The following is a 26,716-nucleotide window of genomic DNA, read 5'->3' as shown; positions in this document are numbered from 1 at the left end:
TTTTGATAGTTCCCGTATTTTAAGCATATTCGTATCTGTTAGAATTCCCTCATTAGGACATGCTGAGTTTCATAAAACGATCGGATGGGATGCAATGGACAGAGTGATGGCGGCAACGGTATTTAACCATATCTGTGATTTGGGCAGTCTGAGCGCCGCTGCACGTGCATTGGGGCTTTCCCGTCCGATGGTCAGTCGTTACCTCGACGAGATGGAAAAATGGGCAGGCGCAAGGCTTATCCATCGCTCATCGCGTCGCTTAACGATCACGCCAGCGGGTGAAGAGGCATTACTGAAAACGCGTTCTCTGGCGCAACTTTCGCTGGATATTGGTGCCGCCAGTGGCGCGCAAATTCCCTCGGGCACGCTACGTGTGGCCTGCGCCCATTTTACCGCCATGCATATTCTTGCTCCGGTTCTGCCGGCGTTTATGGAGCAATATCCGCAATTACGTATTGAGGTGGAGATCAATAATCAACCGGTAAGCCTTGTGGGGGAACGCATCGATGTGGCGATCCGCATAACGGATAATCCCGAGCCAGGAACCATCGCCCGTCGGTTGGGCGACTGTAAATCGGTACTTTGCGCGTCCGCAGATTATCTGCATCAACATGGCACGCCTGAGACAGTCGACGATCTCACTCGGCACAATTGCCTGTACTACAGCGGTTTTGCCGGACAATCCTGGCACTTTTTGGATGCCCAGGGGCAGTCTGTCTCCGTTGCAATCAAAGGGAATTTGAGTGCAGGGATCTCTTCGCTGCTCTGCGAGTCGGCGGTGGCAGGAATGGGGATCGCGTTGGTGCCAGAACTGGAAGCGCAGGAAGGGCTGGCGCAGGGAGCGTTAATTCGATTACTGCCAGAACTTCAACCTAAATGCTTACCAATTTATGGCTTATACCTTTCTCGGGAGCATCAGCCTGCGGGGCTACGTTTGCTGCTGGATGCGCTTAGTGGGGCGGCGCAATGCTAAAAAGGTAGCTAAACGTGCTCACAAAATAGTCAAACCGCAAGTTGTGTTAAAAAAAACTTAACGGTGTATGAGATTATTCTTATCGCCCCTTCAAGAGCTAAGCCATCGTGAGTGCCGGAGATAAGCGCCGGATGGGGCCGGAACCCTTAAGCCTGCCAGCAAGTAGACTTAAGGGTTTTTTGTCATTAGCATATTATTTGAATAGTTGTTTTCCCTGTTGTTATCCCTACCTATCCCTTAAATAGACATTATCTATACATCTTTTAATCTTTGACCTGCCTGAACGATTAGATTTCTATAATCCATTATTAATCAATGTATTGAACAAATAATTCCATTCCTGTAAACCCTCGCTGCAGGGTCTATGCTTAGTAAAAGTAGCCAAAAAGGGCGGTTAACCCGAATGCCCCTGCTGTTGAGGGGTTGAAGTGATAATCATTATCACTAACATGTTGTTATAGCTTAAAAGCTAGTGACTCGAGGTAACCCTATGGAATTGCATTCAGGAACATTTAACCCGGACGATTTTGCCTGGCGTGGACTGACGTTAACACCTGCGGCTGCGGCGCATATCCGTGAACTGGTGGCAAAGCAACCCGACATGTTGGGCGTACGCCTGGGCGTGAAGCAAACGGGATGCGCGGGATTCGGCTATGTGCTGGATACCGTGCGCGAGGCCCAAAAAGACGATCTCCTGTTTGAAAGGGATGGCGCCAGACTGTATGTGCCTTTACAGGCGATGCCGTTCATCGACGGCACAGAAGTCGATTTCGTTCGCGAAGGATTAAATCAGTTATTTAAATTTCATAACCCGAAAGCCCAGAACGAATGCGGCTGTGGCGAAAGTTTTGGGGTATAGGCGGTACTATGTCTCGTAATACTGAAGCAACTGACGATGTCAACACCTGGGCTGGCGGGCACCTTAATTACAAAGAGGGCTTCTTCACCCAACTGCAAACCGATGAGCTGGCGAAAGGGATCAACGAAGAGGTCGTGCGCGCGATTTCGGCAAAACGTAATGAACCCGACTGGATGCTGGAATTCCGCCTGAATGCCTTTCGGGCATGGCTGACCATGGAAGAGCCGCACTGGCTAAAAGCGCACTACGACAAGCTGAATTATCAGGAGTACAGCTATTATTCCGCACCGTCCTGCGGTAACTGCGATGAAACCTGCGCATCTGAGCCGGGAGCCGTGCAGCAAACGGGGGCGAATGCGTTTTTAAGCAAAGAGGTTGAGGATGCCTTTGAACAGCTTGGCGTACCGGTCCGTGAAGGCAAAGAGGTGGCGGTTGATGCTATTTTTGACTCGGTATCGGTGGCGACCACCTATCGCGACAAACTGGCGGAACAGGGCATTATTTTCTGTTCGTTCGGTGAGGCGATTCACGATCATCCTGAGCTGGTAAAACAATATCTGGGCACCGTGGTTCCAGGTAATGACAACTTCTTTGCCGCGCTGAATGCAGCGGTGGCATCTGACGGCACGTTTATTTATGTACCGAAAGGTGTGCGTTGCCCCATGGAACTGTCGACCTATTTCCGTATCAATGCGGAAAAAACCGGGCAGTTTGAACGCACTATTCTGGTCGCGGATGAGGGCAGCTACGTCAGCTATATCGAAGGCTGTTCGGCTCCGGTGCGCGACAGCTACCAGCTGCATGCCGCGGTGGTAGAAGTCATCATCCACAAAGATGCCGAAGTGAAATACTCGACGGTGCAAAACTGGTTCCCCGGGGATGGCAACACCGGCGGCATTTTGAACTTCGTCACCAAGCGCGCTTTGTGCGAAGGTGAAAACAGCAAAATGTCGTGGACGCAGTCGGAAACCGGCTCGGCCATTACCTGGAAATACCCAAGCTGCATTTTGCGTGGCGACAACTCTATCGGCGAATTCTACTCCGTGGCCCTGACCAGTGGTCGTCAGCAGGCCGATACAGGCACCAAGATGATCCACATCGGTAAAAACACCAAATCGACCATTATCTCGAAAGGGATCTCCGCCGGACACAGCCAGAACAGCTATCGCGGTTTAGTGAAAATCATGCCGACCGCCACCAACGCCCGCAACTATACCCAATGTGACTCGATGCTGATCGGGGCGGATTGCGGAGCGCACACATTCCCATATGTGGAGTGTCGTAACAACAGCGCCCAGCTCGAGCACGAAGCCACGACGTCGCGCATTGGCGAAGATCAGCTGTTTTACTGCCTGCAGCGCGGTATCAGCGAAGAGGATGCCATTTCGATGATCGTGAATGGTTTCTGTAAAGACGTGTTCTCTGAACTGCCGCTGGAATTTGCCGTGGAAGCGCAAAAACTTCTCGCCATAAGTCTTGAACACAGCGTCGGTTAAAATTTAAGGAAAGCACATGTTAAGCATCAAAGATTTACAGGTCAGTGTGGAAGATAAGGCGATCCTGCGTGGGCTGAGTCTTGAAATTCGCCCCGGAGAAGTGCACGCCATTATGGGGCCAAATGGTTCCGGGAAAAGTACGCTTTCCGCCACCCTGGCCGGACGTGATGACTATGAAGTCACCGGCGGGACGGTAGAATTCAACGGTAAGGATTTACTGGAACTGTCACCGGAAGACCGGGCCGGTGAAGGGATCTTCATGGCATTCCAGTATCCGGTGGAAATCCCCGGCGTCAGTAATCAGTTTTTCCTGCAAACGGCACTGAATGCGGTACGCACCTACCGTGGCGAAGAGTCACTGGACAGGTTTGACTTCCAGGATCTGATGGAAGAAAAAATTGCGTTGCTGAAGATGCCGGAAGATTTGCTCACGCGTTCGGTCAACGTTGGTTTCTCCGGCGGTGAGAAAAAGCGTAATGACATTTTGCAAATGGCGGTGCTGGAGCCTCAGTTGTGCATTCTGGATGAGTCGGACTCCGGGCTGGATATCGATGCGCTGAAAATCGTCGCCGACGGCGTGAACTCGCTACGCGACGGGCAACGCTCATTCATTATCGTCACCCATTATCAACGCATCCTGGACTATATCAAACCCGATTATGTTCACGTTCTCTACCAGGGGCGAATAGTGAAGTCCGGTGATTTTACGCTGGTCAAACAACTTGAGGAGCAAGGTTATGGCTGGCTTAGCGAACAGCAGTAACGTGCTGCAACAGTGGCACCATCTGTTTGAAACGCAAGGTAAGACGCGCTCGCAACATGCCCAGCAGCATCTGCAGCAGATGCTGCGTCTGGGGCTGCCAACGCGTAAGCATGAGGACTGGAAATACACGCCGCTGGAGGGGTTAACCAATAGCCAGTTTGTCAGTCATGTCACTGAGATAACGTCAGCCCAGTGTGAAGCGTTAGCGCCGGCAATTGATGCCATACGACTGGTATTTGTCGACGGGCAATTCTCTCCAACGCTGAGCGACAGAGCGGAAGGTAGTGGTTTTGACATTACCATTGACGATGCGCGCCAGATGCTGCCAGCGGCTATCCAACCGGAAGTGTTTCTGCACCTGACCGAAAGCCTGTCGCGTAGCGTCACTCACATTCAGGTGAAGCGTAACCAGCGCCCAGCGAAACCGCTGCTGCTACTGCACATTACCCAGGGGCTGGCGGGCGATGAGGTGAACACGGCGCACTATCGCCACCATCTGGAGCTGGCGGAAGGCGCAGAAGCCACCGTTATTGAACACTATGTCAGCCTCAGCGAGCTTCGCCATTTCACCGGCGCACGTTTAACCATGAATGTCGCGGCGAATGCGCACTTGCGCCACATCAAACTGGCGTTTGAGAACCCACAGAGCCACCATTTCGCGCACAATGACATTCAATTGGGGGCGGATGCCACGGCCGCCAGCCACAGTTTTTTACTCGGTGATGCGGTGCTGCGTCATAACACCAGCACCCAGCTTAACGGCGAAAACACCACGCTTCGGCTCAACAGCCTGGCAATGCCGGTGAAAAATGAAGTCTGCGACACCCGCACCTGGCTTGAGCATAACAAAGGATATTGCAACAGCCGCCAGCTGCATAAAACGATCGTCAGCGATAAGGGGCGGGCGGTATTCAATGGCCTGATCAACGTCGCTCAGCACGCTATTAAAACTGATGGCCAGATGACCAACAATAATTTGCTGCTCGGTAAACTGGCGGAAGTGGATACCAAGCCGCAGCTTGAAATCTATGCCGACGACGTGAAATGCAGTCACGGGGCGACGGTAGGGCGGATCGACGACGAGCAGATGTTCTATTTGCGTTCGCGCGGGATCGGCCAGCAAGATGCCCAACAAATGATTCTCTATGCGTTTGCCGCTGAGCTAACGGAAGCCCTGGGCGAGGAAACGCTGAAACAACAGGTACTGGCACGGATCGCCCAACGCTTGCCGGGAGGCGTAGCATGACATTTCCCATTGAAAAAGTGCGGGCCGATTTTCCGGTTCTGACGCGTGAAGTGAATGGTTTACCGTTGGCGTATCTGGATAGCGCGGCCAGCGCGCAAAAGCCGAACCAGGTGATTGATGCCGAAGCCGAGTTCTACCGTCACGGCTATGCGGCGGTCCACCGCGGTATCCATACGCTGAGCGCTCAGGCTACGGAAAAAATGGAGAATGTGCGCAAGCTCGTTTCGCTGTTTATTAACGCCCGCTCCGCCGAAGAGCTGGTGTTTGTTCGCGGTACGACGGAGGGCATCAATCTGGTGGCGAACAGCTGGGGCAGCAGCAATGTGCGGGCGGGCGATAACATTATCATCAGCGAAATGGAGCACCATGCCAATATTGTGCCCTGGCAGATGCTGTGTGCCCGCGTAGGTGCAGAACTGCGCGTTATCCCGCTCAATGACGATGGTACGTTGCAGCTGGAAACGCTGCCGACGCTGTTTGACGATCGCACGAAGCTGTTGGCGATTACCCACGTATCTAACGTGCTGGGCACGGAAAACCCGTTGGGAGAGATGATCGCGCTGGCGCATCAATACGGCGCGAAAGTGCTGGTGGATGGTGCGCAGGCGGTGATGCATCATCAGGTGGATGTGCAGGCGCTGGATTGCGATTTTTATGTTTTCTCCGGGCATAAACTTTACGGTCCAACCGGTATTGGCGTTCTGTATGCCAGAGAGTCGCTGCTGCAGGAGATGCCGCCGTGGGAAGGCGGTGGTTCAATGATTGCGACGGTGAGTTTGAGTCAGGGAACGACGTGGGCCAAAGCGCCCTGGCGGTTTGAAGCCGGAACGCCAAACACCGGGGGCATTATCGGACTCGGCGCGGCTATTGAATATGTTTCAGCGCTGGGGCTGACTGAAATCAGCGAATATGAACAGTTCATGATGCGCTATGCGCTGGAACAGCTGGCGGATGTGCCGGATTTAACAATCTACGGACCGGATAACCGTCTGGGTGTGATTGCGTTTAACCTCGGCAAGCATCACGCCTATGACGTCGGGAGTTTTCTCGATAACTATGGCATCGCCGTGCGGACGGGGCATCACTGCGCAATGCCGCTGATGGCCTTTTATAACGTTCCTGCGATGTGCCGGGCGTCGATTGCAATGTATAACACCCATGAAGAAGTGGATCGCCTGGTAACGGGCCTCAAGCGTATTCACCATTTACTGGGCTAACAGGGAGGCGTTATGGCTGCGCTACCGGATAAAGAAAAGTTGTTGCGTAATTTTCTGCGTTGCGCTAATTGGGAAGAGAAATACCTGTACATTATTGAACTGGGTCAGCGTTTACCGGAACTAAACGATGACTTACGCTGCCCGGAAAATAGCATTCAGGGATGCCAAAGCCAGGTATGGATTGTTATGCGTCAGAATGGCGAAGGGATTATTGAATTACAGGGCGACAGTGATGCGGCAATTGTGAAAGGGCTTATTGCCGTGGTATTCATTTTGTATGATCGCATGACGGCTCAGGATATTGTGAATTTTGATGTGCGCCCGTGGTTTGAAAAAATGGCGCTCGCACAGCATCTCACACCGTCTCGTTCACAAGGGCTGGAGGCGATGATTCGGGCTATTCGCGCCAAAGCCGCAACTCTTAGCTAAACTGATAAAACACGTCAACTTTCAGACCGACTTGAAAGCGTTCGTGTAAGGCAACGCAGTGACTCGTAGGCCGGATCGGGCGCTCGCCGCCGTCCGGCAAGAACGCCAGGGGGGTGAGTGAGTATGAAACGCGCGTCTGTTATTACGTTAATGCTAATCGGCGCCTACAGCGCTATTCAGGCCGCATGGGCGGTCGATTATCCTTTGCCCCAGGCGAACAGCCGCCTTGTTGGGCAAAACCAAACCTACACCGTGCAGGAAGGCGATAAAAACCTACAGGCGATAGCCCGTAAGTTTGATACCGCTGCAATGCTGATCCTTGAAGCCAACAATACTATTGCCCCCGTACCTAAACCCGGAACGCTGATCACTATTCCCTCACAATTACTGCTACCGGATGCACCACGCGAAGGCATTATTGTGAATCTGGCGGAACTGCGTCTGTATTACTTCCCGCCGGGAGAGAATATTGTTCAGGTATTCCCGATTGGTATCGGTTTGCAGGGGCTGGAAACGCCGGTAATGGAAACCCGGGTTGGGCAGAAAATCCCGAATCCAACCTGGACCCCTACACCAGGCATCCGTAAACGCTCTCTGGAGCGTGGCATCACATTACCGCCTGTTGTACCTGCCGGACCAAATAACCCGTTAGGACGCTTTGCACTGCGTCTGGCGCATGGAAACGGTGAATATCTGATCCATGGCACCAGCGCACCGGACAGCGTGGGCCTGCGAGTGAGTTCTGGGTGTATTCGCATGAACGCGCCGGATATCAAAGCGTTGTTTGCTCAGGTCCGCACAGGCACGCCGGTCAGGGTGATTAATGAGCCGATAAAATATTCGATAGAGCCAAACGGCATGAGGTATGTCGAAGTGCATCGACCGCTGTCGCCTGAAGAGGAACAAAACGTCCAGACCATGCCGTATGTGTTACCAGCCGGCTTTACCCAGTTTAAAGACAATAAAGCGGTGGATAACAGTCTGGTGGAAAGGGCGTTGTATCGTCGTGCAGGTTATCCGGTCACCGTCACTGCCGGGCAAGCATCGGTCGCGAGCAATGGGCCGGAAGTGAAGTCTGCGCAAAATGGTGTGCTGGGAGAAGATGCTGAGGTGCGCGCTACGCAATAACAGGGAAGGGGAATTCAGAGAAAAAAAATGGCGCACAATGTGCGCCATTTTTATTACACAGATACTATTACTTGCGGTATTTAGTAGCTGCGTTGTCCAGACGCTGGTTAGCGCGAGCTGCGTCATCTTTAGCAGCCTGAACGTCGGAACGCATTGCGTTCACGTCGTTGCTCAGCTGGTCAACTTTAGCGTTCAGAGTCTGAACGTCAGAAGACAGCTGATCGATTTTAGCGTTGCTGGAGCAACCTGCCAGCAGAGTAGAACCCAGGATTACCGCGCCCAGTACCAGTTTAGTACGATTCATTATTAATACCCTCTAGATTGAGTTAATCTCCATGTAGCGTTACAAGTATTACACAAAGTTTTTTATGTTGAGAATATTTTTTTGATGGGAATGCACTTATTTTTGATCGTTCGCTCAAAGAAGCATCGAATTGTGCAAAAACGGCTAAAAAACCGAGTGAAAACAGAAAGCTTCCATCGGATTCATCTTAGATAATCACGGATTAGATAGTGAAATCCGATTTGATTTTTTATTAATTGTGGCTATCGATTAAATAAAAAAAGCGCCACAAGGGCGCTTTTTTAAGCAAATTAATTCGCGATGGAATTATTACAGCACGTGAACGGATGCAGTGTTGGTGGTGCCGCTCGGAACCAGTGCACCAGAAACCATAACCACAACGTCACCTTTCTGAGCCAGACCGCTTTCCAGAGCAACTTCTTTGCCCAGGCGGTAGAAATCATCGGTAGAGCTGATTTCTTTAACAACTTGTGCAACAACACCTTTGCTCAGCACCAGCTGACGCGCGGTAGTTTCATTGGTGGTCAGCGCCAGAATGGTGGCATCCGGGAAGTATTTACGTACTGCGCGAGCAGATTTACCACCCTGGGTTGCGACGACGATCAGCGGAGCATCCAGTTTTTCTGCAGTTTCAACCGCGCCACGGCAAACGGCTTCGGTGATGCGCAGTTTGCGGCTGTCGTTGTTGAAGTCCAGACGGCTGGTCATCACACGGTCAGTACGCTCACAGATGGTCGCCATGATGGTAACGGCTTCCAGCGGGTATTTACCTTTTGCTGATTCGCCAGACAGCATTACTGCGTCGGTACCGTCGAGGATGGCGTTCGCTACGTCACCGGCTTCTGCACGGGTCGGACGCGGGTTTTTGATCATGGAGTCCAGCATCTGGGTCGCAGTGATAACGACTTTACGTGCACGGATACATTTTTCGATGATCATTTTCTGCGCGAAGATAACTTCTTCAACCGGGATCTCAACGCCCATATCGCCACGCGCAACCATGATGCCGTCAGACGCTTCGAGGATTTCGTCGAAGTTGTTCAGGCCTTCCTGGTTTTCGATTTTGGAGATGATCTGGATGTTTTCGCCGCCGTGCGCTTTCAGGTGCTCACGGATTTCAACGACGTCAGAACGTTTACGGATAAAGGACGCTGCAACGAAGTCAACGCCTTGCTCGCAACCGAAGATCAGGTCTTGTTTGTCTTTTTCAGCCAGTGCTGGCAGTGCGATGGAAACGCCCGGCAGGTTAACACCTTTATTTTCGCCCAGGTCGCCGTTGTTCAGCACTTTACAGATAACTTTGTTACCTTCGATGGCGGTAACTTCCATGCCGATCAGACCATCGTCAACCAAAACGGTGTTGCCGACGGACAGATCTTTCGTGAAGCCTTCATAAGTAACAGCAACGATTTCGTTGTTGCCTACGACAGATTTGTCGGTGGTGAAGGTGAAGGTCTGGCCCGCTTTCAGGGAAACGTCGTTACCGCCTTCCAGTTTGATGGTACGGATTTCCGGACCTTTGGTGTCGAGCAGGATTGCTGCTTTCTTGCCGGTTTTGCTCATGACGTTGCGCAAATTCTTGATGCGCTGACCGTGTTCTGCGTAATCACCGTGAGAGAAGTTCAGACGCATGACGTTCATGCCCGCGTCCAGCATTTTGGTTAACATCTCTTCGGATTCGGTTTTCGGACCGATGGTGCAAACAATTTTCGTCTTTTTCATGACAGTCTTAGTCTTTAAGTTGAGAAGGATATGGAAATCTGGCTCCCGCCGCGCACGGACGGGAAGCTAAACCTGAGTTACGAAAGTTGTGATGCCTCGCTCTAAGGATAGGTGACATCGAAAGAGCGTGCAGAGGAATGTGTGCTTGTGTTTCAGCCCAACGGGATGGTGAGTTTTGTAGTCGTTGAGTTTTACAGGTCAATGTGCTGAAACCATTCAAGAGACAATTGGCGCGCATTATACGCTGAAAATTATCAAAAAGGAAAATGGAAACAGCGTTTCAAAACACTTCTGTGCAGTTTTACAAAGAATCAGCATTAAATTGTTTCGGGTTGGTTAACAAAACACCGCCCAACTTCAGACGGTGTTGCGCAACAAGAAAAAAATAACGTGTTGCAAACTCAGCATTCAGCCTTAGTCGAGCAGCTTTCGCCCCTCAAGATCGATATGGATGTCCTGCTTATGCGCTTTCCGATACCACAGAACCGCCAGACCGATTACAGACCAGATAACCCCGAGCGTCAGCGCGTGAATGTTCATATTCATACAGACATATCCAATGACGACCATCCCCAGCACAGGAGAAATCACATGAGGGACAAAACGACGATGCTGTTTCATCTTTACGTTGTAGAGCACGAAGACACTCAGGTTCACCATAAAGAATGCGAAAAGCGCACCGAAGTTGACAAGGGTGGATATGGATTCAATTTTCCCGGAAAACAAGTAACTAAGGAATAGTGTCACAGCCCCGGTGAACAGAATTGCATAGTCAGGTGTTTTTCTTTTATTGTGCACATGCGCCAGAAATGTGGGTAACATTTTATCTCGCCCCATAGAGAACAGGACGCGCGATACGGCGGTTTGCGCCGTAATGATATTCCCGACTGCGCAAACGAACGCTACGATGATAGAAAATGCAACTTTAAGCCAGATGCCGCCAATATCGCCTGCAATCGTGAAAAAGGCCTCGTTAGTTTCTGTACCTTCCGCAAAACTGTCGATTTTACCCGTAGCGAATGCGGCAAAGGTCACCACAATAATAAACAGCACGGTGGCCAGGATAAGGGCGAGAAGGGTTGCCTTACTGACTGCTTTCCCGCCGCCTTCGCTTTCTTCACTTAGGGTACTAATGGCATCAAATCCGAGGAAATTGAGCGCCGCAACAGAGATCGCGGTAGCAATTAAGCCAGGGGTAAACCACTGAGAATCAAAAAAAGGTTTGAAAGAAAATGACACATGGCTGCTATCAATCATCAGCAGTCGCAAAATCAGCACCACAAAAATGGCCAGAATACCGAGTTGAATAAAGACCAGCAGTTTGTCGAATTTAGCTGTTTGTTGTATTCCCAAATAATTTATGCCCGTTCCGATAGCCACATAAATTAACGGCCATACCCAAATCGGTATTTGCGGAAGTATTGCATGAACAGCAACACCGCCCAGGACGGCAACCAGCGTAGGGAATAACAGATAATCCAGCAACAAAATCCATCCGGTGAGAAAACCCACAGCGGGGTTGATGCACACGCCTGCATAGGTATAAGCCGACCCGGAGGATGAGATGTGCTTTGATAATGTTGAATAGCTGTGGGCGGTAAAAAACATCGCGATAGCGCCAATAATATACACGAGCGCGACCATGCCATGAGATAAATTATATACGACGCCATAGAGAGAAACCGGCGCGATCGGCACCATAAATACCAGCCCGTACAGCACCAAATCTGTGAGAGATAACTTTTTTATTTTACTCATAGTAAACACCTCAATTCGTGTTAATCAAGGCCTCGTAAAAACTCACGGACAGCAGTGAGGCAAGGCTCGGTATTTTCTTCATGTGGGTTATGGCTGCTGTCAGGAATCGTGACACCCCGACAGTGGGTTATATGGGTAATAAGCGGTTGAACGACCTGTGATGTCGCCTGATCATACTCACCATGAAGGACTAATCCTGGGCATCGAATCTTATGCAATGAACGGGTGATGTCCCACTGCGCCAGCAAGCCATTCACCGCAAGTTCATTGGCGCCCCATAGCACATGGTAGGCGGTGGGATCGGCGGCAAATTGCGCATCAGAACGCTGAATATGCAGCGGTTCTTGCGCCAGGGAGTAAACATGTTTTTTGTAGTAGGCAATAAGTTGTTCAGGCGGATGCTGATAGATTTTTGCCTGCATAATGGCATCGTCTGGCATTGCATCAGCGCCAGCCGTGAGTTCTTTCAACAATCGCAGTACTTCGCTTTGCCAAAGTGGGATGCTGGCGGGAGCGCTGGCATATATCACACCACTCAACCCTTCCGGTTGCGTGCAGGCGTGCTCTGCTGCCAGCATACCTCCCCAGGAATGTCCGAGTAATGAATATCGCTGACCAATATTCAGATGGCTGATTAATTGGCGAAGTTGCTGAAGATAACGTTCTATTGTCCAGAATGAGGCATCCGCCAGCGGAAAATGCGTCGAACGACCACAACCATATTGATCGTAAAATATCACCATGCGTCCATCATCAGACAGTTCATGATAATTTAATAGATAATCAAAACCGCCTGATGGACCGCCGTGTAAGATAATTAATGGCATTAATTGAGATGCCGGGTCGCCATAAATACGATAGCTGGTTAATATGCTATCGCAAAACATTTCACCATATTTGTAGTGACTTTGCATATTTTTAACCGATACAGAGGGGAAAGGGCAGGTGATTCAATAATCACCTGCAGATTGGCGTTTATTTTTTAATTGCTTGCAGAACGTTACACCAGAATGACTTGTAATGTTCCCATTGCATAAATTGCGGACTTCCCCAGTGCGGTGCGCAATCACTGGCAAAACAGCCGACTTTACCTTTATTGTACTCACCGAGAACTAATAGTGGGTCGTCATTTATTTTGACCAACGTGATGCTGTTTACCTTGGAACGCAATTTGTTATAACCGAGCAAGGGGGGCCACTGTGTCAGGTCTTGCGTAATGACATGCTGTTCCTCCGTGTTGATTGGGTAGCATCCTTCCGGAATTTCAACGCGATCATCATGCTCCAGCATTTCGACAGGCAAAACTTCGGCCAGCAGGGTGTTTTTATAATTTGCTTTCGCTTCAATGCCGGTGAAGGAAAGGTATCCGCCAATCATTAACAGACCGCCGCCATTTGAGACATATTCTTTAATCAGCGCTAACGCATTCGGGATGATATTCATCTGATAAAAAGTTTTGTTTTGCAACAAAAAGGTATTGCTGCCTATATCGCTAATCACGATAGCATCGTATATATCAAGTTCCTCTACCGTCTGCGGGAAGCGGGTTTGTACAATATGCGCTGGCATGTAGTCGATAGTGATATTTTGCTGGCGCAGACAGGATAAGAGATAGTCAGCGCCTTCTTCGTATTTACTGGATGTGAAGCTGTCATATCCCTTAGAATGAATCATATGAATATGCCATGACTCACCGATAAATAAAATTTTCATACTGAGATCCTATTATTTGATATTAATAATATCATGCGATTGAGTGCGCATCCGGTGTAGTACCAGCTCATGCTGCGGCATGCTCGATGCGCCTTCTTGTTCAACTGCCAGTGAAGCAAAGGCAGAGGCATACTGAATGGCTGATACAAGGTCTGATTTACGGGCAAGTGAGGCGGCCAGTGCGCCATTAAATGCATCACCCGCGCCCGCAGCATCTTTGACGACGGCACTCCAGGCTGGGATAAACAAAGTACGGTGGCGTTCGCACAGTAATGATCCTTGTGCGCCGAGAGTGATGATGACCTTCTCAACGCCTGATTGCAGAATGATATTCCCTGCTTTTTGAGCATCATCAATATTTAATATTGTAATACCCGATAAAAATGATGCTTCTGTTTCGTTAGGTGTTAAAATATCTATTGAAGGTAATAAACGGCTAACATTTTTGGTATAAGGTGCCGGATTCAAAATAATTGTCTTGTTTGCTAATTTACCCAAGCGAACAAATTCTTCAATAGCATCGATATTAGTCTCCAGCTGCATTAGCAAAACGTTAGCTTCAGATATATGCCCCTGCTGTTCATTAATTTCGTGCCTGGTTAGCATCATATTGGCACCAGGATAGATAGCAATGATATTATCACCATCCTGCTCTGAAACATAAATTAATGCACTTCCGGTGGGGGCATCATCAGTCTGATAAGCACAATATGAATTTATACCAGATTGGATAATATGATTGAGGGCAAAAGAGCTAAACTGATCTTTACCTACTTTAAAAATAAAATGGACGTCGGTGACAGCATTATTTGCGGCCAATGCCTGATTAGCACCTTTACCTCCTGGATAAAAACCGAACTGGCTTGCGAGGATTGATTCACCGCTTTGCGGAAGCCAGGGGACGGTAGCCGATACATCAATATTAAATGAACCTAATATACAAACTTTTCCCGACATTTTCGTGCCTTCTCTATGTAATCGAAAATCTTTGTTTGCCGGAGTTGAAATTGTGCCGGAGATATCAATTTTATTTTCTGTTATCAACTTGCTTAATGCCTGGCGGTTAACAATACCACCACCGTAACAACGCAAAAGCATTCCTGTTTTCTGAAAATAACAAAGATCTGAACGTATAGTCTCCTGGCTAACATTAAAAAGAACGGCGAGTTTGCTCACGCTGACACTATGATCTTTGATGAGTAAGTTAAGAATAGATGTACGCCTTTCTTCTTTAAACATTAAAGCCTCCGTGTATTTTGCTGAATTGTATTTATAGTAATGTTGCCATGTGGTGAAATGAATCACAGATCATGCTGTAAACCGGAAGCAAAACCAAATTATTGAGAATAATAAAAAGTGGATTACACGTTCTTTATTTTTATATGTTTACAATTAACGCAAGATATCTTGTGAGCACAGTCATGTATTAGTTTTGCAATTTCCTATGTCTCATTTAAAAGATGCTGGCTTGCTCGATTCAGTTATAAATTGAGATGGGTTGAGATAAAAAAACAGTGAACAAAAATGTCAGGAGTTTTTCCATCATCGTGGCTGGGATAGGAAGGGTATCTGTTCAGTGTTCGCGACATATATATCTAAATGTTATATCAAATACTTTTTAATTCATTTTAAAAGACAATTCCGCTGATTACACTCGTTTGGACATCCATACTGCTAAACAGCCAAAAGCGATAGCAGAAGAACAATAAGCAGCAGCGGATACCCAAACGACATGATTGTCCTGAAAAATATTTCGAAAGTGTTTACGCCAGGAAGGCTTGCCATCACCGCTGTCGATAACGTCAACCTGACGGTTGAACAGGGACAGATTTACGGCATTATTGGTTACAGCGGGGCAGGTAAAAGCACCTTAATTCGTTTGCTCAATGGGCTGGAAAAACCGACTTCCGGCAGCGTGATGATTAACGGCCACGATATCTCTGCCGCCCGTGGGGAATCGTTACGCCAGGCACGACTGAAAATCAGCATGGTGTTTCAACACTTCAATTTGCTGTGGTCACGGACCGTTAGCGAAAATATTGCTTTCTCTATGCAAATCGCTGGCGCGTCCAAAGCGTCAATCAAACAGCGGGTTGCTGAACTGATTACGCTGGTTGGGCTGAGCGGTCGTGAAAATGCGTATCCGTCCCAGCTCAGCGGCGGGCAAAAACAGCGTGTAGGAATTGCCCGCGCGCTGGCGAACAATCCGGATGTCCTGCTGTGTGACGAAGCCACCTCGGCGCTGGATCCGCAAACTACCGATCAGATCCTCGATTTACTCCTCGATATTAACCGTCGCTTCAAATTGACCATTGTGCTGATCACTCATGAAATGCACGTAGTACGCAAAATCTGCGATCGCGTGGCGGTAATGGAAAATGGCAAAGTTGTTGAGGAAGGCGACGTACTCAGCGTCTTTACCCATCCACAGCAGCCGATCACCCGACAGTTCGTTCGTCAGGTGAGTCAGTACACCGAGGAAGACGAGTTTAATCCGCAGTTGGCAAGTGAGCTTGGCGGCGTAGTTATCAAGCTTACGTTTACCGGGCAACGCACGCACCGGCCTGTGGTTGGCGAGTTGACCCTGCGCTATGGCCTGCCATTCAATATCTTGCACGGCAAAATGACGCAAACCGCACACGGTGTGTTTGGTCAACTTTGGGTGCACGTGGTGGCCTCTGAGGAACAATTGAACAATATTTTGGCCGACCTGCGCCAGAGCGACATTGAAGGCGAGGTGATTCAACATGGCTGAAGAACTGTTTCCCCATCTGAAGTGGGAGCAACTGTTAGCGGCAACCCAGGAAACGCTGTATATGACAGCTCTTTCGGGTGCTGCGACCTTTATTCTGGGCATCGCGCTTGGTCTGGCATTGTTCCTGACCGCGCGCGGCGGATTGTTCCCCAACCGAGCGGTATATAGCGCTATTTCGCTGGTGGTGAATATCTTTCGTTCAATCCCATTCATCATTTTGATCGTGCTGCTGATCCCGTTTACCAAAGCGATGGTAGGCACCATTCTCGGCGCCAATGCCGCGTTGCCTGCGCTGATCGTCGGTGCTGCGCCGTTTTATGCACGTCTGGTCGAAATCGCTCTGCGTGAAGTGGATAAAGGCGTTATTGAAGCGACCCGTTCGATGGGCGCACGGCTGAGCACGCTTATTTTTCGGGTTTTACTGCCGGAATCCTCTCCTGCTCTGGTGTCCGGGATCACCGTGACGCTAATTGCGCTGGTTAGCTACAGCGCGATGGCAGGGGTAATTGGTGCCGGTGGTTTAGGGAATTTGGCCTATCTGGAAGGATTCCAGCGCAACCACAGCGACGTCACGCTGGTGGCGACGGTGACGATTTTGCTCATTGTCTTCATCATCCAGCTTTGCGGCGATGTGATCACCTCTCTGTTAGATAAACGCTAATAAAATACGGAAACCATTATCATGAAAAAATCACTGACGTTACTCGCCGCAGCAACCTTAAGCGCTCTGAGCTTTGCCTCCTGGGCAGACACTCTGACCGTTGGTGCATCTAACGTGCCGCACGCGGAGATCCTTGAACAGGCCAAACCGATTCTGGCGAAACAGGGGATCGATCTGGAGATTAAACCGTTCCAGGATTACATTCTGCCGAACACCGCGCTGGCTGGTCGTGAGATTGACGCCAACTACTTCCAGCATATTCCGTACCTGAACAGTGTGATTAAAGATCATGCGGGCGATAAAACGTATGACTTCGTCAGCGCCGGAGCAATTCACATTGAGCCAATTGGTATCTATTCGAAAAAAGTGAAATCGCTTAAAGAACTACCGGAAGGCGGCAAAGTCATCATGCGCGATGCGGTATCTGAGGAAGGCCGTATTCTGTCGATTTTCGAAAAAGAGGGTGTTATTAAGCTGAAGCCGGGCGTGGATAAAGTAACCGCGCGCATTAGCGATATCGTCGAAAACCCGAAAAAGCTGAAGTTCCTGCCAAACGTGGAAGCCGCGCTGTTACCGCAGATGTATAACAACGACGAAGGCGATGCGGTGGTGATTAACGCCAACTACGCCATCGACGCCGGGCTGGATCCGGTGAAAGATCCTATTGCCGTTGAAAGTGGTGAAAACAACCCGTATGCCAACATCATTACCGTGCATCGTGGCGACGAGAAGAAGAAGGATATCGTCGCATTGGTCGATGTCCTGCACTCCAAAGAAATCCAGGACTGGATCCGTACTAAATATAAAGGCGCGGTGATCCCGGTTAATAACTGATCCGCTTTTTGCCGAGTGGCGGCAGTGCCTTATCCGGCCTACGACGTCTTGTAGGCCGGGTAAAACGCGTTCACGCAGAGCTAAACTCGCTCAATTCTCGCTGGCAACCCCTGGCGCACTGCGGCTCCCGACACCCAGTCAAGCCAGGTATTGGCAACCTGCCGGGTAGGATCCGCAAAGCCCAAATCATTGAGATTAATCCCTGACTTTATCTGTGCATCAAATGCCATTGGCTTGCCGTCGAGCGTATGCTGAGCTGCGCCCATCTCTTTATGCCCGTAACCGTGTTCAATGGCGATGACACCCGGCATGACGCCATGCAGCAGACTTATCTGCGCTTGCGCCTGACCGCCAGGGGTGGTGATACGCACGATATCGCCATGTGCTAAACCATACCGCTGACCATCCTGCGGATTGAGCGCCACCAGATTAACCGGTTTCAGATGATGAAGGCGTGGGATAACCGCCGTGGCGCTGGACATGGTATTGGATTTAAAGGAAATTAGTTTCAACGGCCACTCTTGTTCCGGGAACAACTCCTCGACCGCACGTCCATCAGACAGACGTGAAGGATACCAGGCCGGGCAACCGCTGTAGCGCTCGCCGGTAATTGCATGACGGTGCGCGGCGACGTTCGCATTCCAGATTTGGAGCGGTTTTTCCCAGGCATTGCCGACGCGGTTATCAACTCGTCCGCTGATGTCCGGCGCAAAGCGCCCGCCGCGGGAGTAGATAAACGCAACTCGGCTGATTTCATCGGGTTTCAGCGTTTGGGTCATCACAGGCATGATCCGCTGTACTCCGGTCAGCGCTATGTCTTCCGGCTGTGCCTCTGCAACCGGGGCTTTGCCCATAAACGCAATATTGGCGGCGAGGCGCAGGTAGTAATCTTCCGCACGATTCAACGGATAGTGATTACCTTGCGGATCGGTAATCGCATTGTCGCCGAATCCAGGTAGCCCAATGCGCTTTGCCACTGCGATACAGAAAGATTCCATCGAGGCCGATTGACCGTCAGCCGTGAGGCTGGTCGCAGGTCTGACGACAGGCCAACGCGCGGTGGTGGCTTTGCTGGCCACGCCTGCCCACGGAGCGCTAAATCCCCAGCTTTCGAAGTTGTGGGTATCCGGCACGATGTAATCTGCCAGCGCCGTGGTTTCGTTCATAAAGGCGTCAATCGCGATAAACAGCGGCAAGCGAGCAGGATCCTTGAGCTTTTCTTCCGCCACGCCACGTAATCCCGCAATGCCGTAAAACGGGTTGGTCATGTTTGAGATCCAGGCTTTCAGCGGATAAGGGTAACCTTCAAGCGCCGAGACGAGGAGTTCGGTAAGCTGACCTGCGACAAACGGGTACCACGGGGCCTTAGCCGGGAAGGGGGATTGTCCGGCAGCTACCTTATTGCGGTACTCTTCGGAAGACTCATAAGCGGTTTTACTGCGCGCGATGCTTAACCCTTTCGGTTTTACCTTCCCGGCGAAGCTGTCCATGTTGTAGCGCGGACCGTCGGTGGCGCCATTGAATTTGCCGCCACCAACAAACACACCGCCTTCAAGACTGAGGTTGCCAATCAGCGCATTGAGCATCATTACCGACCAGGCGTTATAAAATCCATTGCCTGCCATCATTCCGCCGTGCGTAATTACTGCCGCTTTACGTCCGTGGCGGGTGAATGCGTCGGCCAGAGCGCCAATGTCTGTTTCTGACACCCCACACTGCTGGCTGTACTGCGTTAGCGACAGTTTCTCTGCGGACTCTCGCAGACACTGGAAGCTGCTTTTTACCGTTACCGTCTGCCCGTCAGCCAGCGTCACCTCGCGGGTAACAAACAGCTGCGCACGCGGGCAACTGTTGGCGGCGACAATCTCACCGGCCTCGTTGACGACCACCGGCTCCTGGGCGGCGTTTGTGCTCAGATGGGCGAGGGTCAGGTGTTGTCCGGCAAGCGTTGGAATTTCATCGGTAATCACAAGATGAGTGGCGTTAGTCCAGCTTTTTTCTCCTGCCTGCTGCATGGCCTGTACGCCGGGAATGGCGAGATAATCAGCGTTATAGCGTTGTTTATCGATAATCCAGCTTATCATCCCCATCGCCAACGCGGAGTCGCTTCCCGGTCGTACGGGCTGCCAGTGGCCGCGATCGTCAGCCAGCACCGTGGTTAATGGCAGGGCGGGCGCTACCACAACATAGCGGAAGTCGTCACGTAAACGGGCGCTGGCCAACTGGCGGGCCTGGCGCTTAAACGGGTTGCCGGATTGCGCCGGAGAGGTGCCCATAAACAGCGCGAATTCGACGTTATCCCAGTCGGGTTTCACGTGGGTATTTTTATCCAAATCGCCCATTAACGCGCCGGAACCGGCCCGATAGGCCAGACCGCAGTAAGCGCCATGAGCACCGAAATTTTTACTGCCGAAACTGTTCAGTGCGAAGCGACGTAAAAAGGTATCACGTCCTTCATCGCTGGTATTAGTGACCAGCAGTTGATTGGATTTTGGGCCAAAGCCGGGATGTTTCGCATCAAGCGGTGTAGCGGGATCGTGGATGGCTCTCAGACCATCAACGTGGCCTTCACCAAACAGATCTCCGCCTTCCACCACCTCTTTGATCAGCTGTTCGAAGCTGATGCGCTGCCATTTTCCCTCACCGCGCTTACCGACGCGCTTCATGGGCTCCAGAATACGTAACGGGCTGTACAGACCTTCGAGTAAAGTTGCACCACGGGCGCAGGCGGTGGAACGTGCGTCAAGACCTGACTCCCCGGCCAACTGTTCCATTGCCGTGGTAAAGGGGACGGAGGCGTCTATATGGTGCTCGTGCGACAACGGATGATAAGGGTTGCCCGCAATGCGCAGCACCTTGCCTTGCTCAGTGTCAACGCGAACCCGCACGCCACACTGCGTCCAGCAACCAAAACACTGTGTCATGGAGATCACCTGCTGCGGGTTTTGCTGCCAGTGCGGCCGGGCGTTGGCTTCAGGGATGAGCGCGTTTGCAAAGATGCGGTCACGGGTAATTTTGCCCGAGGTTCCGTCCAGCAAACCGTCTATCGCGCGCTTTGCCACATCCCGATAACTCAGGCCAAAAGTCACCATGCCACCTACGGCAAGGCCCACTTTAAGCCACTGACGACGGGTTAAATTAGCCATGTTGCATTCTCCTTGCGATCGCGTTCAGGGCTTCACGAACAATAATAATCAGTGCTATCCACAGGCCGAAGGTACCCACAATGGCCAGCCAGCCATCGGTGCCGCCGGGCAGGGTGTAGGGATTAAACTGCGCGTTAAATTTCGGTACGGTCTGCACCTGGATGAGTAACGTCCAGCGCATTAGCCAGCACAGCGCCATGGCGCTAAAGGCGAGTAATATGCGCAGCGGTAGCGACAAGGGGTAACGTACAACCAATCCGCAAAGAACAAGTGAAACAAGCCATAACGCAACCCAACCGATAGCGTAGTGTTGTGCTGAAGAAGCAACATCCAGCCATTGGCGGATAGCCGAACCGGAAAGCGTATTACCGCTCACCCAGATCAACACCACAATAGCCAGTGCGATCAACGTGTCCATTTGCCCCCACGCTAGCTTACGCGGCAGTACGTCCTTGCTATTTGTCGTGGCAATAAGCAGGGCAAGAAACGTTTGCAGCGCGCTGAGGAACATCGCAATCGGAAAGGCGTAACTGAACCAGATGGGACGCGCCTGCACCGCCGACACTTCACGGCCGGTGTAAACCAGCAATCCGATGGCGGACAGCGCGCTACCAAGTGCTAACCATTTTGTGACGTTGTAACTTTTTAGCGTTAGACGTTTAACGTGCTGCGCCAGAAACCACAGACCTAAAAAACCGGTAAACAGCGGTAAGAACAGTGCGCCCCACGGCATCCAGGACCAGGGCGTCGGATACGCATAGAAATGCCAGACGCGGGCGGTTTGGTGTAGATCAGCGGTCAGCGCCAGCGGTGCGGTAATCGCGCAGGTCAGGGCGATTAACAGCGTCAGATTCTCCAGATCTGCCGTTTCTTTTTTGCGCCAGTGGAGAACGCAGGCGAACAGTGCGGCGCAGGCGGCAATGCCGATGAAAAAGAAATATTGTACGGCCCAGGGTAACCAACTTACGTCCTGGGGATGGGCCAGAACCTCGTCGATAATTAGTGAATGGTTCATTTAAACCTCCTGCCAGAGAGCGGGTTGAGCACGTCCAATCAATGGGGTGACAAACGCCTCATCCAGTCCCAGATAGAACACGTGAGGAGACGTACCGCTTTTCGGCTTCAGGACTTTGATGGTGTCATGGTGTTCATGCAGCATTTGTGAAATGCGGCTGTGTGGATCTTTAATATCGCCAATGATGCGCGCGCCGCCGACGCAGGATTCTACACAGGCCGGGAGCAGCCCCGCTTCGAGGCGGTGAACACAGAAGGTACATTTATCGGCGGTTTGCGTTTCATGGTTGATGAATCGCGCATCATAAGGGCAGGCCTGCACGCAATAGGCGCAGCCAACGCAGCGTGTGTTGTCGACCACCACGATGCCGTCTTCGCGTTGGAAAGTGGCCTGTACCGGGCAAACGGGCACGCAAGGGGGATTATCACAATGGTTGCATAGTCGCGGCAGCAGGACGTTGGTGACGCTTTGCTGACCTTCAATCTGTACTTGATACTGGTTGACGAGGGTACGAAATTCGCCCTGTGGCGTCTGGTTTTCAATGGCGCAACTGACGGTACATGCCTGGCAGCCAATACAGCGTCGCAGGTCAACCAGCATGGCGTAGCGATGCTGAAGTGAGCCTTCATGGCGTTCAGGCGAAAAGGGAAATTTCGCCTGAGCCAGCGGAACCAGTGATGCGCCAGCGGTCAGGACGCCCAGTTGCTGGAGAAACTGCCGTTTACTGCTGTCCATATTTTCTCCCGTCACGATGCAACAACGAAACATTGGTCACGCCGTTGATTTGCGTGTGATGAATAAAGAATCTCAATGATTTACAGTGTAAAAATCGTGACGGGGTATACTCTATTGTGGTTAACCACATACCCGGCTTGTTGTTGATCTAAAACAACATAATTGACAGGGACAATTGAGTGGGACGCAACGTAGTAAGATGTCTGACAGTGCTGGCGTCGCTGTGGATGCTAAGCGGCGCGGTCAGGGCGCAGACATGGAACATTGGCGTTTTGGCGATGCGCGGGGAGGTTTCTACACGTAATCACTGGCAGCCGCTGGAAACATTGTTGAATCAGCAAATCCCCGGCGAACAGTTTCATATTCAACCTCTGGATCTGCACCAGATGCAGGAGGCGGTGAATCGTGGAACGGTGCAGTTTGTTGTTACTAATCCGGCGCAGTTTGTTCAGCTAAACAGCCGTTCTGCGCTGCGCTGGCTAGCGTCGCTACGCTCCACCCGTGGTGGGAAAGCCACCAGTAACGTGATTGGCAGCGCGATCCTCGTCAGACGCGACAGCGGGATAACCTCCCCACACGATCTGATCGGCAAAACGGTTGGCGCCATTGATGCTCAGGCTTTTGGCGGCTATTTGCTGGGATATAAAGCGCTCAGTGATGCCGGTCTGCGTCCTGAACGCGATTTACGACTGACGTTTACCGGATTTCCCGCCGATGCCTTACTCTATTTATTACGTGAAAAAGCCGTGCAGGCGGTGATCGTGCCGGTGTGTCTGCTGGAAAAAATGGATGAAGAAGGCCTCATTCGTAAAACCGATTTTATGACCGTGTTGAACCATCCGACCTCAATTCCCTGTCTGACCAGTACACCGCTCTATCCTGACTGGTCATTTGCCGCACTACCTGCAGTGAGTGACGAGCTGGCCGATCGCGTCACGCGGGTGCTGTTCAATGCACCGCAAAACGCGACATTTCGCTGGGGAGCGCCCGCCTCGACCCGCGAGGTGGAAGCGTTGTTGCGCGATGTCCGCCAGCATCCGCAGCAGCGTCAGCTGTGGCTGGATGTCAAAAGCTGGTTTATTCAACACCGACTGGCAATGGGGGGCGTGGCCATCGTGTTGCTGTTGCTGACGCTCAATTACATCTGGGTAATGCTGTTGGTTCGCCGACGCGGCAGGCAGCTAGAGCGGAACAACGTGTTGTTGCACAAACAGGAACAGGCGCTGGAGACTGCCCGACAAATGAGCGTGCTGGGGGAGATGACCTCCGGTTTTGCCCATGAGCTCAATCAGCCGTTGTCGGCTATCCGCCATTATGCCCAAGGCTGTCTGATTCGCCTGCGCGGTCAGGATGAGCAGCATCCGTTGCTGCCCGTGCTTGAGCACATCGACACCCAGGCAGAAAGGGGGGCCGATACGCTGCGCAATCTCCGGCAGTGGGTCAGCCAGGCACAGGGCAATCCGGTACTTCCCGATGACTGGCAAGCCATCAACGTTCACGATGCTATCCATCACGTCTGGCAATTACTGCGCATGCCCCAGCAATTCCCGGCGGTAACGCTGCACACACAGGTCAGCAAGGCGTTAACATTGACGCTGCCAAGCGTTCTTCTTGAGCAGGTGCTGGCCAATCTGGTACTCAATGCCGCCCAGGCAGGGGCTACCACAGTTTGGTTTAGCGCCCTGCATAAGGATGGTGGTGTGAGTATTCAGGTGCAGGATAATGCCGGAGGCATTGACGAGACGCAGTTGTATCAGGCGTTTCAGCCGTTTATGACCACTCGCAAAGAAGGCATGGGACTAGGACTGGTCATTTGTCAGCGACTGGTGCGCTACGCAAACGGAGATATTGAGATCAACAATCAGCAGGCCCCGGACGGAAAAGCGGGGGCGAGAGTGACATTATATTTTAAACCAAATCGGGAAGGAGGCCGTAGTGGCGATAATTCATCTGCTGGATGACGACATTGCCGTCACCCAGGCCTGTGCGTTTTTATTGGAAAGTCTGGGATATGAAGTGTCTTGCTGGGAGCAAGGTGAGAAATTCCTCGCTGAGGCAAATCTGCACCAGGTGGGTGTACTGCTGCTGGATATGCGTATGCCGGTACTGGATGGGCACGCTGTGCATGAAATCATGCGTCAGAAAGCAAGCACGCTGGCGGTGGTCTTTCTCACCGGGCATGGCGATGTGCCGATGGCGGTTGAGCAAATGAAACGTGGCGCGGTCGATTTTTTGCAAAAACCGGTGTCAGCCGTGCCGCTTCAGGCAGCATTAGAACATGCCTTGCAGGTCTCGGCAGCGGCGTTCTCGCGACAAGAGATCATCTGCTGCTATCAACAGCTTACGCCAAAAGAACGGGAACTGGCGCATCTGGTAGCAAAAGGATTAATGAATCGGGAAATTGCTGATGCCATGAATATTGCCGTGCGTACTGTTGAAGTGCACCGGGCGCGGGTGATGGAAAAAATGCAGGCGGGAAGTCTTGCTGAGCTTGTAAATCGACTTCAGAGAGTTCAGTAGAATGATGACATTTCTTTGATTTTCATTGAATTTTGTCTAAATCCTCAGAGTGATATATGCTGTTGGTTTGAGTTAATGACGAGCGGGCAAAAATGGGAAATCAGACGAAAGACGACGAGTTGTACCGTGAAATGTGCAGAGTAGTCGGTAAAGTAGTGCTGGAAATGCGCGATCTGGGACAAGAGCCTAAGCATATCGTCATTGCGGGAGTACTGAGAACCACCCTTGCGAACCAGCGTGTGAAGCGCAGTGAGTTAGAAAAACAGGCTATTGAGACCGTAATTAAAGCATTGGCCGGATAATCCACAAAAAGAGGGCGGTAGTTTCTCTCGCCGTCCTCTTATTCTCATTACGTTAATCTATCAATAATTATAATTTAGCGTTGCAATTAATGTTATCAAACTCGCTATATATTTAATTGTATATCGGATGATATATAAAAATATATATGAGAGTGGAGTCACAAATATTTGCAATACATATGAAGTGCTATTTCAATTTATCTTAATGATAATAAATCTCACTCCGCATTAATTATATCCCTTCCGTTTTTTAATTGATGACGATCAAGACTATGCATGCTGAATAACCACATTATTTCTGTGCCTAACCCTAAAGGATTAGATTCATTCAGTTTAACCACCGTCATTTATGCGATCAGGTTAGGGCAAAAATTTACGTGTTGTTGGCAACATTAACCGCCCGATATGGCTTGACCTGCGCTGGTTTAAATTAGCCTGAAGGTGTTGCTACCACAGCATTTGCGAAGAGGATGCGAAATAAATGAACCAGGTTGATCGTCCATTTTTAGATTGTGGTTTAACGCGACTAGAATTTCTGCGGATATCAGGAAAAGGACTGGCGGGATTAACGATTGCTCCCGCGCTGTTATCCCTTTTTGGTTGTAAGCAGGAAGATGTCGATAGTGGGACTGTTGGGCTTATCAATACGCCTAAAGGGGTTTTGGTGACCCAGCGAGCTCGCTGTACGGGCTGTCACCGCTGCGAAATTTCCTGTACCAATTATAACGATGGTGCGGTGGGTACCTTCTTTTCCCGGATAAAAATCCATCGCAATTTCTTCTTTGGCGATGATGGTGTCGGGTCCGGTGGTGGGCTGTATGGCGATTTAAACTATACCGCTGATACCTGCCGGCAATGCAAAGATCCGCAGTGTATGAAGGTCTGCCCGATAGGTGCAATTACCTGGAAGCAGGAAGACGGTTGTATTGCGGTGGACCACAAACGCTGTATTGGCTGTAGCGCGTGTACCACAGCCTGCCCGTGGATGATGGCAACCGTAAATACCGAAACGAAAAAGTCCTCAAAATGTGTGTTATGCGGGGAATGCGCCAATGCTTGTCCGACTGGGGCATTAAAAATTATCGAGTGGAAAGATATTACTGTTTGATAGATAGCAGGCATACCTGATTCGCGCCATTA

At 50.8% G+C, this 26,716-nt stretch carries 25 protein-coding genes; 15 read left to right on the top strand and 10 right to left on the bottom strand.

The annotated features are described in order from the left end of the window. Positions 1 to 94: 94 nt before the first annotated feature. From OGV98_RS10685 to ldtE, 8 genes are all read left to right on the top strand, one after another. Complete coding sequence (locus OGV98_RS10685) at positions 95 to 973, top strand: LysR family transcriptional regulator (RefSeq protein WP_008323864.1); 879 nt, start codon at positions 95 to 97, stop codon at positions 971 to 973. 490 nt (positions 974 to 1,463) lie between these two features. Then, positions 1,464 to 1,832: a Fe-S cluster assembly scaffold SufA gene (sufA, locus tag OGV98_RS10680; RefSeq protein WP_048997930.1), complete on the top strand. Its 369-nt coding sequence runs from the start codon at positions 1,464 to 1,466 to the stop codon at positions 1,830 to 1,832. A gap of 8 nt (positions 1,833 to 1,840) precedes the next feature. Further along, positions 1,841 to 3,328, top strand: coding sequence for a Fe-S cluster assembly protein SufB (gene sufB / locus OGV98_RS10675; protein ID WP_202580513.1), 1,488 nt, complete (start codon positions 1,841 to 1,843; stop codon positions 3,326 to 3,328). A 16-nt stretch (positions 3,329 to 3,344) separates the two neighbouring features. Further along, positions 3,345 to 4,091, top strand: a complete 747-nt coding sequence (gene sufC / locus OGV98_RS10670; protein WP_003029383.1) for a Fe-S cluster assembly ATPase SufC — start codon at positions 3,345 to 3,347, stop codon at positions 4,089 to 4,091. Further along, positions 4,066 to 5,337, top strand: coding sequence for a Fe-S cluster assembly protein SufD (gene sufD / locus OGV98_RS10665; protein ID WP_044712280.1), 1,272 nt, complete (start codon positions 4,066 to 4,068; stop codon positions 5,335 to 5,337). The genes sufC and sufD overlap by 26 nt, the downstream gene beginning before the upstream one ends. After that, complete coding sequence (gene sufS, locus OGV98_RS10660; protein ID WP_096890452.1) at positions 5,334 to 6,554, top strand: cysteine desulfurase SufS; 1,221 nt, start codon at positions 5,334 to 5,336, stop codon at positions 6,552 to 6,554. Before sufD ends, sufS begins: the two co-directional genes overlap by 4 nt. 12 nt (positions 6,555 to 6,566) lie before the next feature. Next, the gene (gene sufE, locus OGV98_RS10655; RefSeq protein WP_003029378.1) at positions 6,567 to 6,983 is read left to right on the top strand and encodes a cysteine desulfuration protein SufE; all 417 of its coding nucleotides are present in this window, start codon (positions 6,567 to 6,569) and stop codon (positions 6,981 to 6,983) included. A 123-nt stretch (positions 6,984 to 7,106) separates the two neighbouring features. Continuing rightward, positions 7,107 to 8,111 (top strand): L,D-transpeptidase LdtE, encoded by a 1,005-nt coding sequence (gene ldtE, locus OGV98_RS10650; RefSeq protein WP_181641366.1) that lies wholly within the window; start codon positions 7,107 to 7,109, stop codon positions 8,109 to 8,111. A gap of 67 nt (positions 8,112 to 8,178) precedes the next feature. On the opposite strand, the gene lpp is transcribed toward ldtE, so the two are convergent. The 7 genes from lpp to OGV98_RS10615 all read right to left on the bottom strand — a co-directional run bounded on the left by lpp (position 8,179) and on the right by OGV98_RS10615 (position 14,847). Next, positions 8,179 to 8,415 carry a murein lipoprotein Lpp gene (gene lpp, locus OGV98_RS10645; protein ID WP_003029373.1) on the bottom strand — a complete coding sequence of 79 codons (237 nt, stop codon included), beginning with the start codon at positions 8,413 to 8,415 and terminating at the stop codon, positions 8,179 to 8,181. A 309-nt stretch (positions 8,416 to 8,724) separates the two neighbouring features. Then, on the bottom strand, positions 8,725 to 10,137 hold the full coding sequence (pykF, locus tag OGV98_RS10640) for a pyruvate kinase PykF (RefSeq protein ID WP_003029366.1): 1,413 nt from the start codon (positions 10,135 to 10,137) through the stop codon (positions 8,725 to 8,727). 7 nt (positions 10,138 to 10,144) lie between these two features. Beyond that, positions 10,145 to 10,339, bottom strand: coding sequence for a protein YnhH (ynhH, locus tag OGV98_RS10635; protein WP_242637968.1), 195 nt, complete (start codon positions 10,337 to 10,339; stop codon positions 10,145 to 10,147). A 212-nt stretch (positions 10,340 to 10,551) separates the two neighbouring features. Continuing rightward, positions 10,552 to 11,895: an APC family permease gene (locus OGV98_RS10630; protein WP_174329338.1), complete on the bottom strand. Its 1,344-nt coding sequence runs from the start codon at positions 11,893 to 11,895 to the stop codon at positions 10,552 to 10,554. A gap of 20 nt (positions 11,896 to 11,915) precedes the next feature. After that, positions 11,916 to 12,809, bottom strand: coding sequence for a proline iminopeptidase-family hydrolase (locus OGV98_RS10625; RefSeq protein WP_049002408.1), 894 nt, complete (start codon positions 12,807 to 12,809; stop codon positions 11,916 to 11,918). A 61-nt stretch (positions 12,810 to 12,870) separates the two neighbouring features. After that, positions 12,871 to 13,608 (bottom strand): glutamine amidotransferase, encoded by a 738-nt coding sequence (locus tag OGV98_RS10620; RefSeq protein WP_286551437.1) that lies wholly within the window; start codon positions 13,606 to 13,608, stop codon positions 12,871 to 12,873. Positions 13,609 to 13,620: 12 nt separating this feature from the next. Next, complete coding sequence (locus OGV98_RS10615) at positions 13,621 to 14,847, bottom strand: PfkB family carbohydrate kinase (protein ID WP_286551435.1); 1,227 nt, start codon at positions 14,845 to 14,847, stop codon at positions 13,621 to 13,623. 493 nt (positions 14,848 to 15,340) lie between these two features. Here OGV98_RS10615 and OGV98_RS10610 point away from each other — a divergent pair, with 493 nt between their 5' ends. The 3 genes from OGV98_RS10610 to OGV98_RS10600 are packed head-to-tail and all read left to right on the top strand — an operon-like array spanning position 15,341 to position 17,858. Then, positions 15,341 to 16,363 carry a methionine ABC transporter ATP-binding protein gene (locus OGV98_RS10610; RefSeq protein ID WP_046670595.1) on the top strand — a complete coding sequence of 341 codons (1,023 nt, stop codon included), beginning with the start codon at positions 15,341 to 15,343 and terminating at the stop codon, positions 16,361 to 16,363. Further along, the gene (locus OGV98_RS10605; RefSeq protein WP_003029361.1) at positions 16,356 to 17,024 is read left to right on the top strand and encodes a methionine ABC transporter permease; all 669 of its coding nucleotides are present in this window, start codon (positions 16,356 to 16,358) and stop codon (positions 17,022 to 17,024) included. Before OGV98_RS10610 ends, OGV98_RS10605 begins: the two co-directional genes overlap by 8 nt. A gap of 21 nt (positions 17,025 to 17,045) precedes the next feature. Then, positions 17,046 to 17,858: a MetQ/NlpA family ABC transporter substrate-binding protein gene (locus OGV98_RS10600; RefSeq protein WP_016150148.1), complete on the top strand. Its 813-nt coding sequence runs from the start codon at positions 17,046 to 17,048 to the stop codon at positions 17,856 to 17,858. A gap of 80 nt (positions 17,859 to 17,938) precedes the next feature. Here OGV98_RS10600 and ttrA read toward each other — a convergent pair whose 3' ends face one another. The 3 genes from ttrA to ttrB are packed head-to-tail and all read right to left on the bottom strand — an operon-like array spanning position 17,939 to position 22,754. Continuing rightward, positions 17,939 to 21,004: a tetrathionate reductase subunit TtrA gene (gene ttrA / locus OGV98_RS10595; protein ID WP_202580512.1), complete on the bottom strand. Its 3,066-nt coding sequence runs from the start codon at positions 21,002 to 21,004 to the stop codon at positions 17,939 to 17,941. Beyond that, positions 20,997 to 22,019 (bottom strand): tetrathionate reductase subunit TtrC, encoded by a 1,023-nt coding sequence (gene ttrC / locus OGV98_RS10590; protein WP_202580511.1) that lies wholly within the window; start codon positions 22,017 to 22,019, stop codon positions 20,997 to 20,999. Before ttrC ends, ttrA begins: the two co-directional genes overlap by 8 nt. Then, complete coding sequence (gene ttrB, locus OGV98_RS10585) at positions 22,020 to 22,754, bottom strand: tetrathionate reductase subunit TtrB (protein ID WP_247608254.1); 735 nt, start codon at positions 22,752 to 22,754, stop codon at positions 22,020 to 22,022. It lies immediately after the preceding gene. Between the two features lie 227 nt (positions 22,755 to 22,981). On the opposite strand from ttrB, the gene ttrS reads away from it, so the two are divergent. From ttrS to OGV98_RS10565, 4 genes are all read left to right on the top strand, one after another. Next, a complete protein-coding gene (gene ttrS, locus OGV98_RS10580) occupies positions 22,982 to 24,715 on the top strand; it encodes a tetrathionate respiration histidine kinase TtrS (RefSeq protein WP_202581330.1) in 1,734 nt (577 codons plus the stop codon). Beyond that, positions 24,690 to 25,274: a tetrathionate respiration response regulator TtrR gene (ttrR, locus tag OGV98_RS10575; RefSeq protein WP_003836549.1), complete on the top strand. Its 585-nt coding sequence runs from the start codon at positions 24,690 to 24,692 to the stop codon at positions 25,272 to 25,274. The genes ttrS and ttrR overlap by 26 nt, the downstream gene beginning before the upstream one ends. Before the next feature lie 92 nt (positions 25,275 to 25,366). Next, the gene (gene fumD / locus OGV98_RS10570; RefSeq protein ID WP_003029345.1) at positions 25,367 to 25,576 is read left to right on the top strand and encodes a fumarate hydratase FumD; all 210 of its coding nucleotides are present in this window, start codon (positions 25,367 to 25,369) and stop codon (positions 25,574 to 25,576) included. A gap of 481 nt (positions 25,577 to 26,057) precedes the next feature. Then, a complete protein-coding gene (locus OGV98_RS10565) occupies positions 26,058 to 26,684 on the top strand; it encodes a ferredoxin-like protein (RefSeq protein WP_003029338.1) in 627 nt (208 codons plus the stop codon). The last annotated feature ends 32 nt before the right edge of the window (positions 26,685 to 26,716 follow it).

The organism is Citrobacter sp. Cf136 (genome assembly GCF_030333815.1).
GTDB classification, from domain to species: Bacteria; Pseudomonadota; Gammaproteobacteria; order Enterobacterales; family Enterobacteriaceae; genus Citrobacter; species Citrobacter freundii.
Note: the sequence above shows the minus strand (reverse complement) of the source record. Positions and strands in the feature narration are given on the sequence as shown.

Excerpts from the sequence above, each read along its gene's own strand:
- OGV98_RS10685 (WP_008323864.1), top strand. The coding sequence starts at position 95 with ATGGACAGAGTGATGGCGGCAACGGTATTTAACCATATCTGTGATTTG.
- sufA (WP_048997930.1), top strand. The coding sequence starts at position 1,464 with ATGGAATTGCATTCAGGAACATTTAACCCGGACGATTTTGCCTGGCGT.
- sufB (WP_202580513.1), top strand. The coding sequence starts at position 1,841 with ATGTCTCGTAATACTGAAGCAACTGACGATGTCAACACCTGGGCTGGC.
- sufC (WP_003029383.1), top strand. The coding sequence starts at position 3,345 with ATGTTAAGCATCAAAGATTTACAGGTCAGTGTGGAAGATAAGGCGATC.
- sufD (WP_044712280.1), top strand. The coding sequence starts at position 4,066 with ATGGCTGGCTTAGCGAACAGCAGTAACGTGCTGCAACAGTGGCACCAT.
- sufS (WP_096890452.1), top strand. The coding sequence starts at position 5,334 with ATGACATTTCCCATTGAAAAAGTGCGGGCCGATTTTCCGGTTCTGACG.
- sufE (WP_003029378.1), top strand. The coding sequence starts at position 6,567 with ATGGCTGCGCTACCGGATAAAGAAAAGTTGTTGCGTAATTTTCTGCGT.
- ldtE (WP_181641366.1), top strand. The coding sequence starts at position 7,107 with ATGAAACGCGCGTCTGTTATTACGTTAATGCTAATCGGCGCCTACAGC.
- lpp (WP_003029373.1), bottom strand. The coding sequence starts at position 8,415 with ATGAATCGTACTAAACTGGTACTGGGCGCGGTAATCCTGGGTTCTACT.
- pykF (WP_003029366.1), bottom strand. The coding sequence starts at position 10,137 with ATGAAAAAGACGAAAATTGTTTGCACCATCGGTCCGAAAACCGAATCC.
- OGV98_RS10630 (WP_174329338.1), bottom strand. The coding sequence starts at position 11,895 with ATGAGTAAAATAAAAAAGTTATCTCTCACAGATTTGGTGCTGTACGGG.
- OGV98_RS10625 (WP_049002408.1), bottom strand. The coding sequence starts at position 12,809 with ATGCAAAGTCACTACAAATATGGTGAAATGTTTTGCGATAGCATATTA.
- OGV98_RS10620 (WP_286551437.1), bottom strand. The coding sequence starts at position 13,608 with ATGAAAATTTTATTTATCGGTGAGTCATGGCATATTCATATGATTCAT.
- OGV98_RS10615 (WP_286551435.1), bottom strand. The coding sequence starts at position 14,847 with ATGTTTAAAGAAGAAAGGCGTACATCTATTCTTAACTTACTCATCAAA.
- OGV98_RS10610 (WP_046670595.1), top strand. The coding sequence starts at position 15,341 with ATGATTGTCCTGAAAAATATTTCGAAAGTGTTTACGCCAGGAAGGCTT.
- OGV98_RS10605 (WP_003029361.1), top strand. The coding sequence starts at position 16,356 with ATGGCTGAAGAACTGTTTCCCCATCTGAAGTGGGAGCAACTGTTAGCG.
- OGV98_RS10600 (WP_016150148.1), top strand. The coding sequence starts at position 17,046 with ATGAAAAAATCACTGACGTTACTCGCCGCAGCAACCTTAAGCGCTCTG.
- ttrA (WP_202580512.1), bottom strand. The coding sequence starts at position 21,004 with ATGGCTAATTTAACCCGTCGTCAGTGGCTTAAAGTGGGCCTTGCCGTA.
- ttrC (WP_202580511.1), bottom strand. The coding sequence starts at position 22,019 with ATGAACCATTCACTAATTATCGACGAGGTTCTGGCCCATCCCCAGGAC.
- ttrB (WP_247608254.1), bottom strand. The coding sequence starts at position 22,754 with ATGGACAGCAGTAAACGGCAGTTTCTCCAGCAACTGGGCGTCCTGACC.
- ttrS (WP_202581330.1), top strand. The coding sequence starts at position 22,982 with ATGCTAAGCGGCGCGGTCAGGGCGCAGACATGGAACATTGGCGTTTTG.
- fumD (WP_003029345.1), top strand. The coding sequence starts at position 25,367 with ATGGGAAATCAGACGAAAGACGACGAGTTGTACCGTGAAATGTGCAGA.
- OGV98_RS10565 (WP_003029338.1), top strand. The coding sequence starts at position 26,058 with ATGAACCAGGTTGATCGTCCATTTTTAGATTGTGGTTTAACGCGACTA.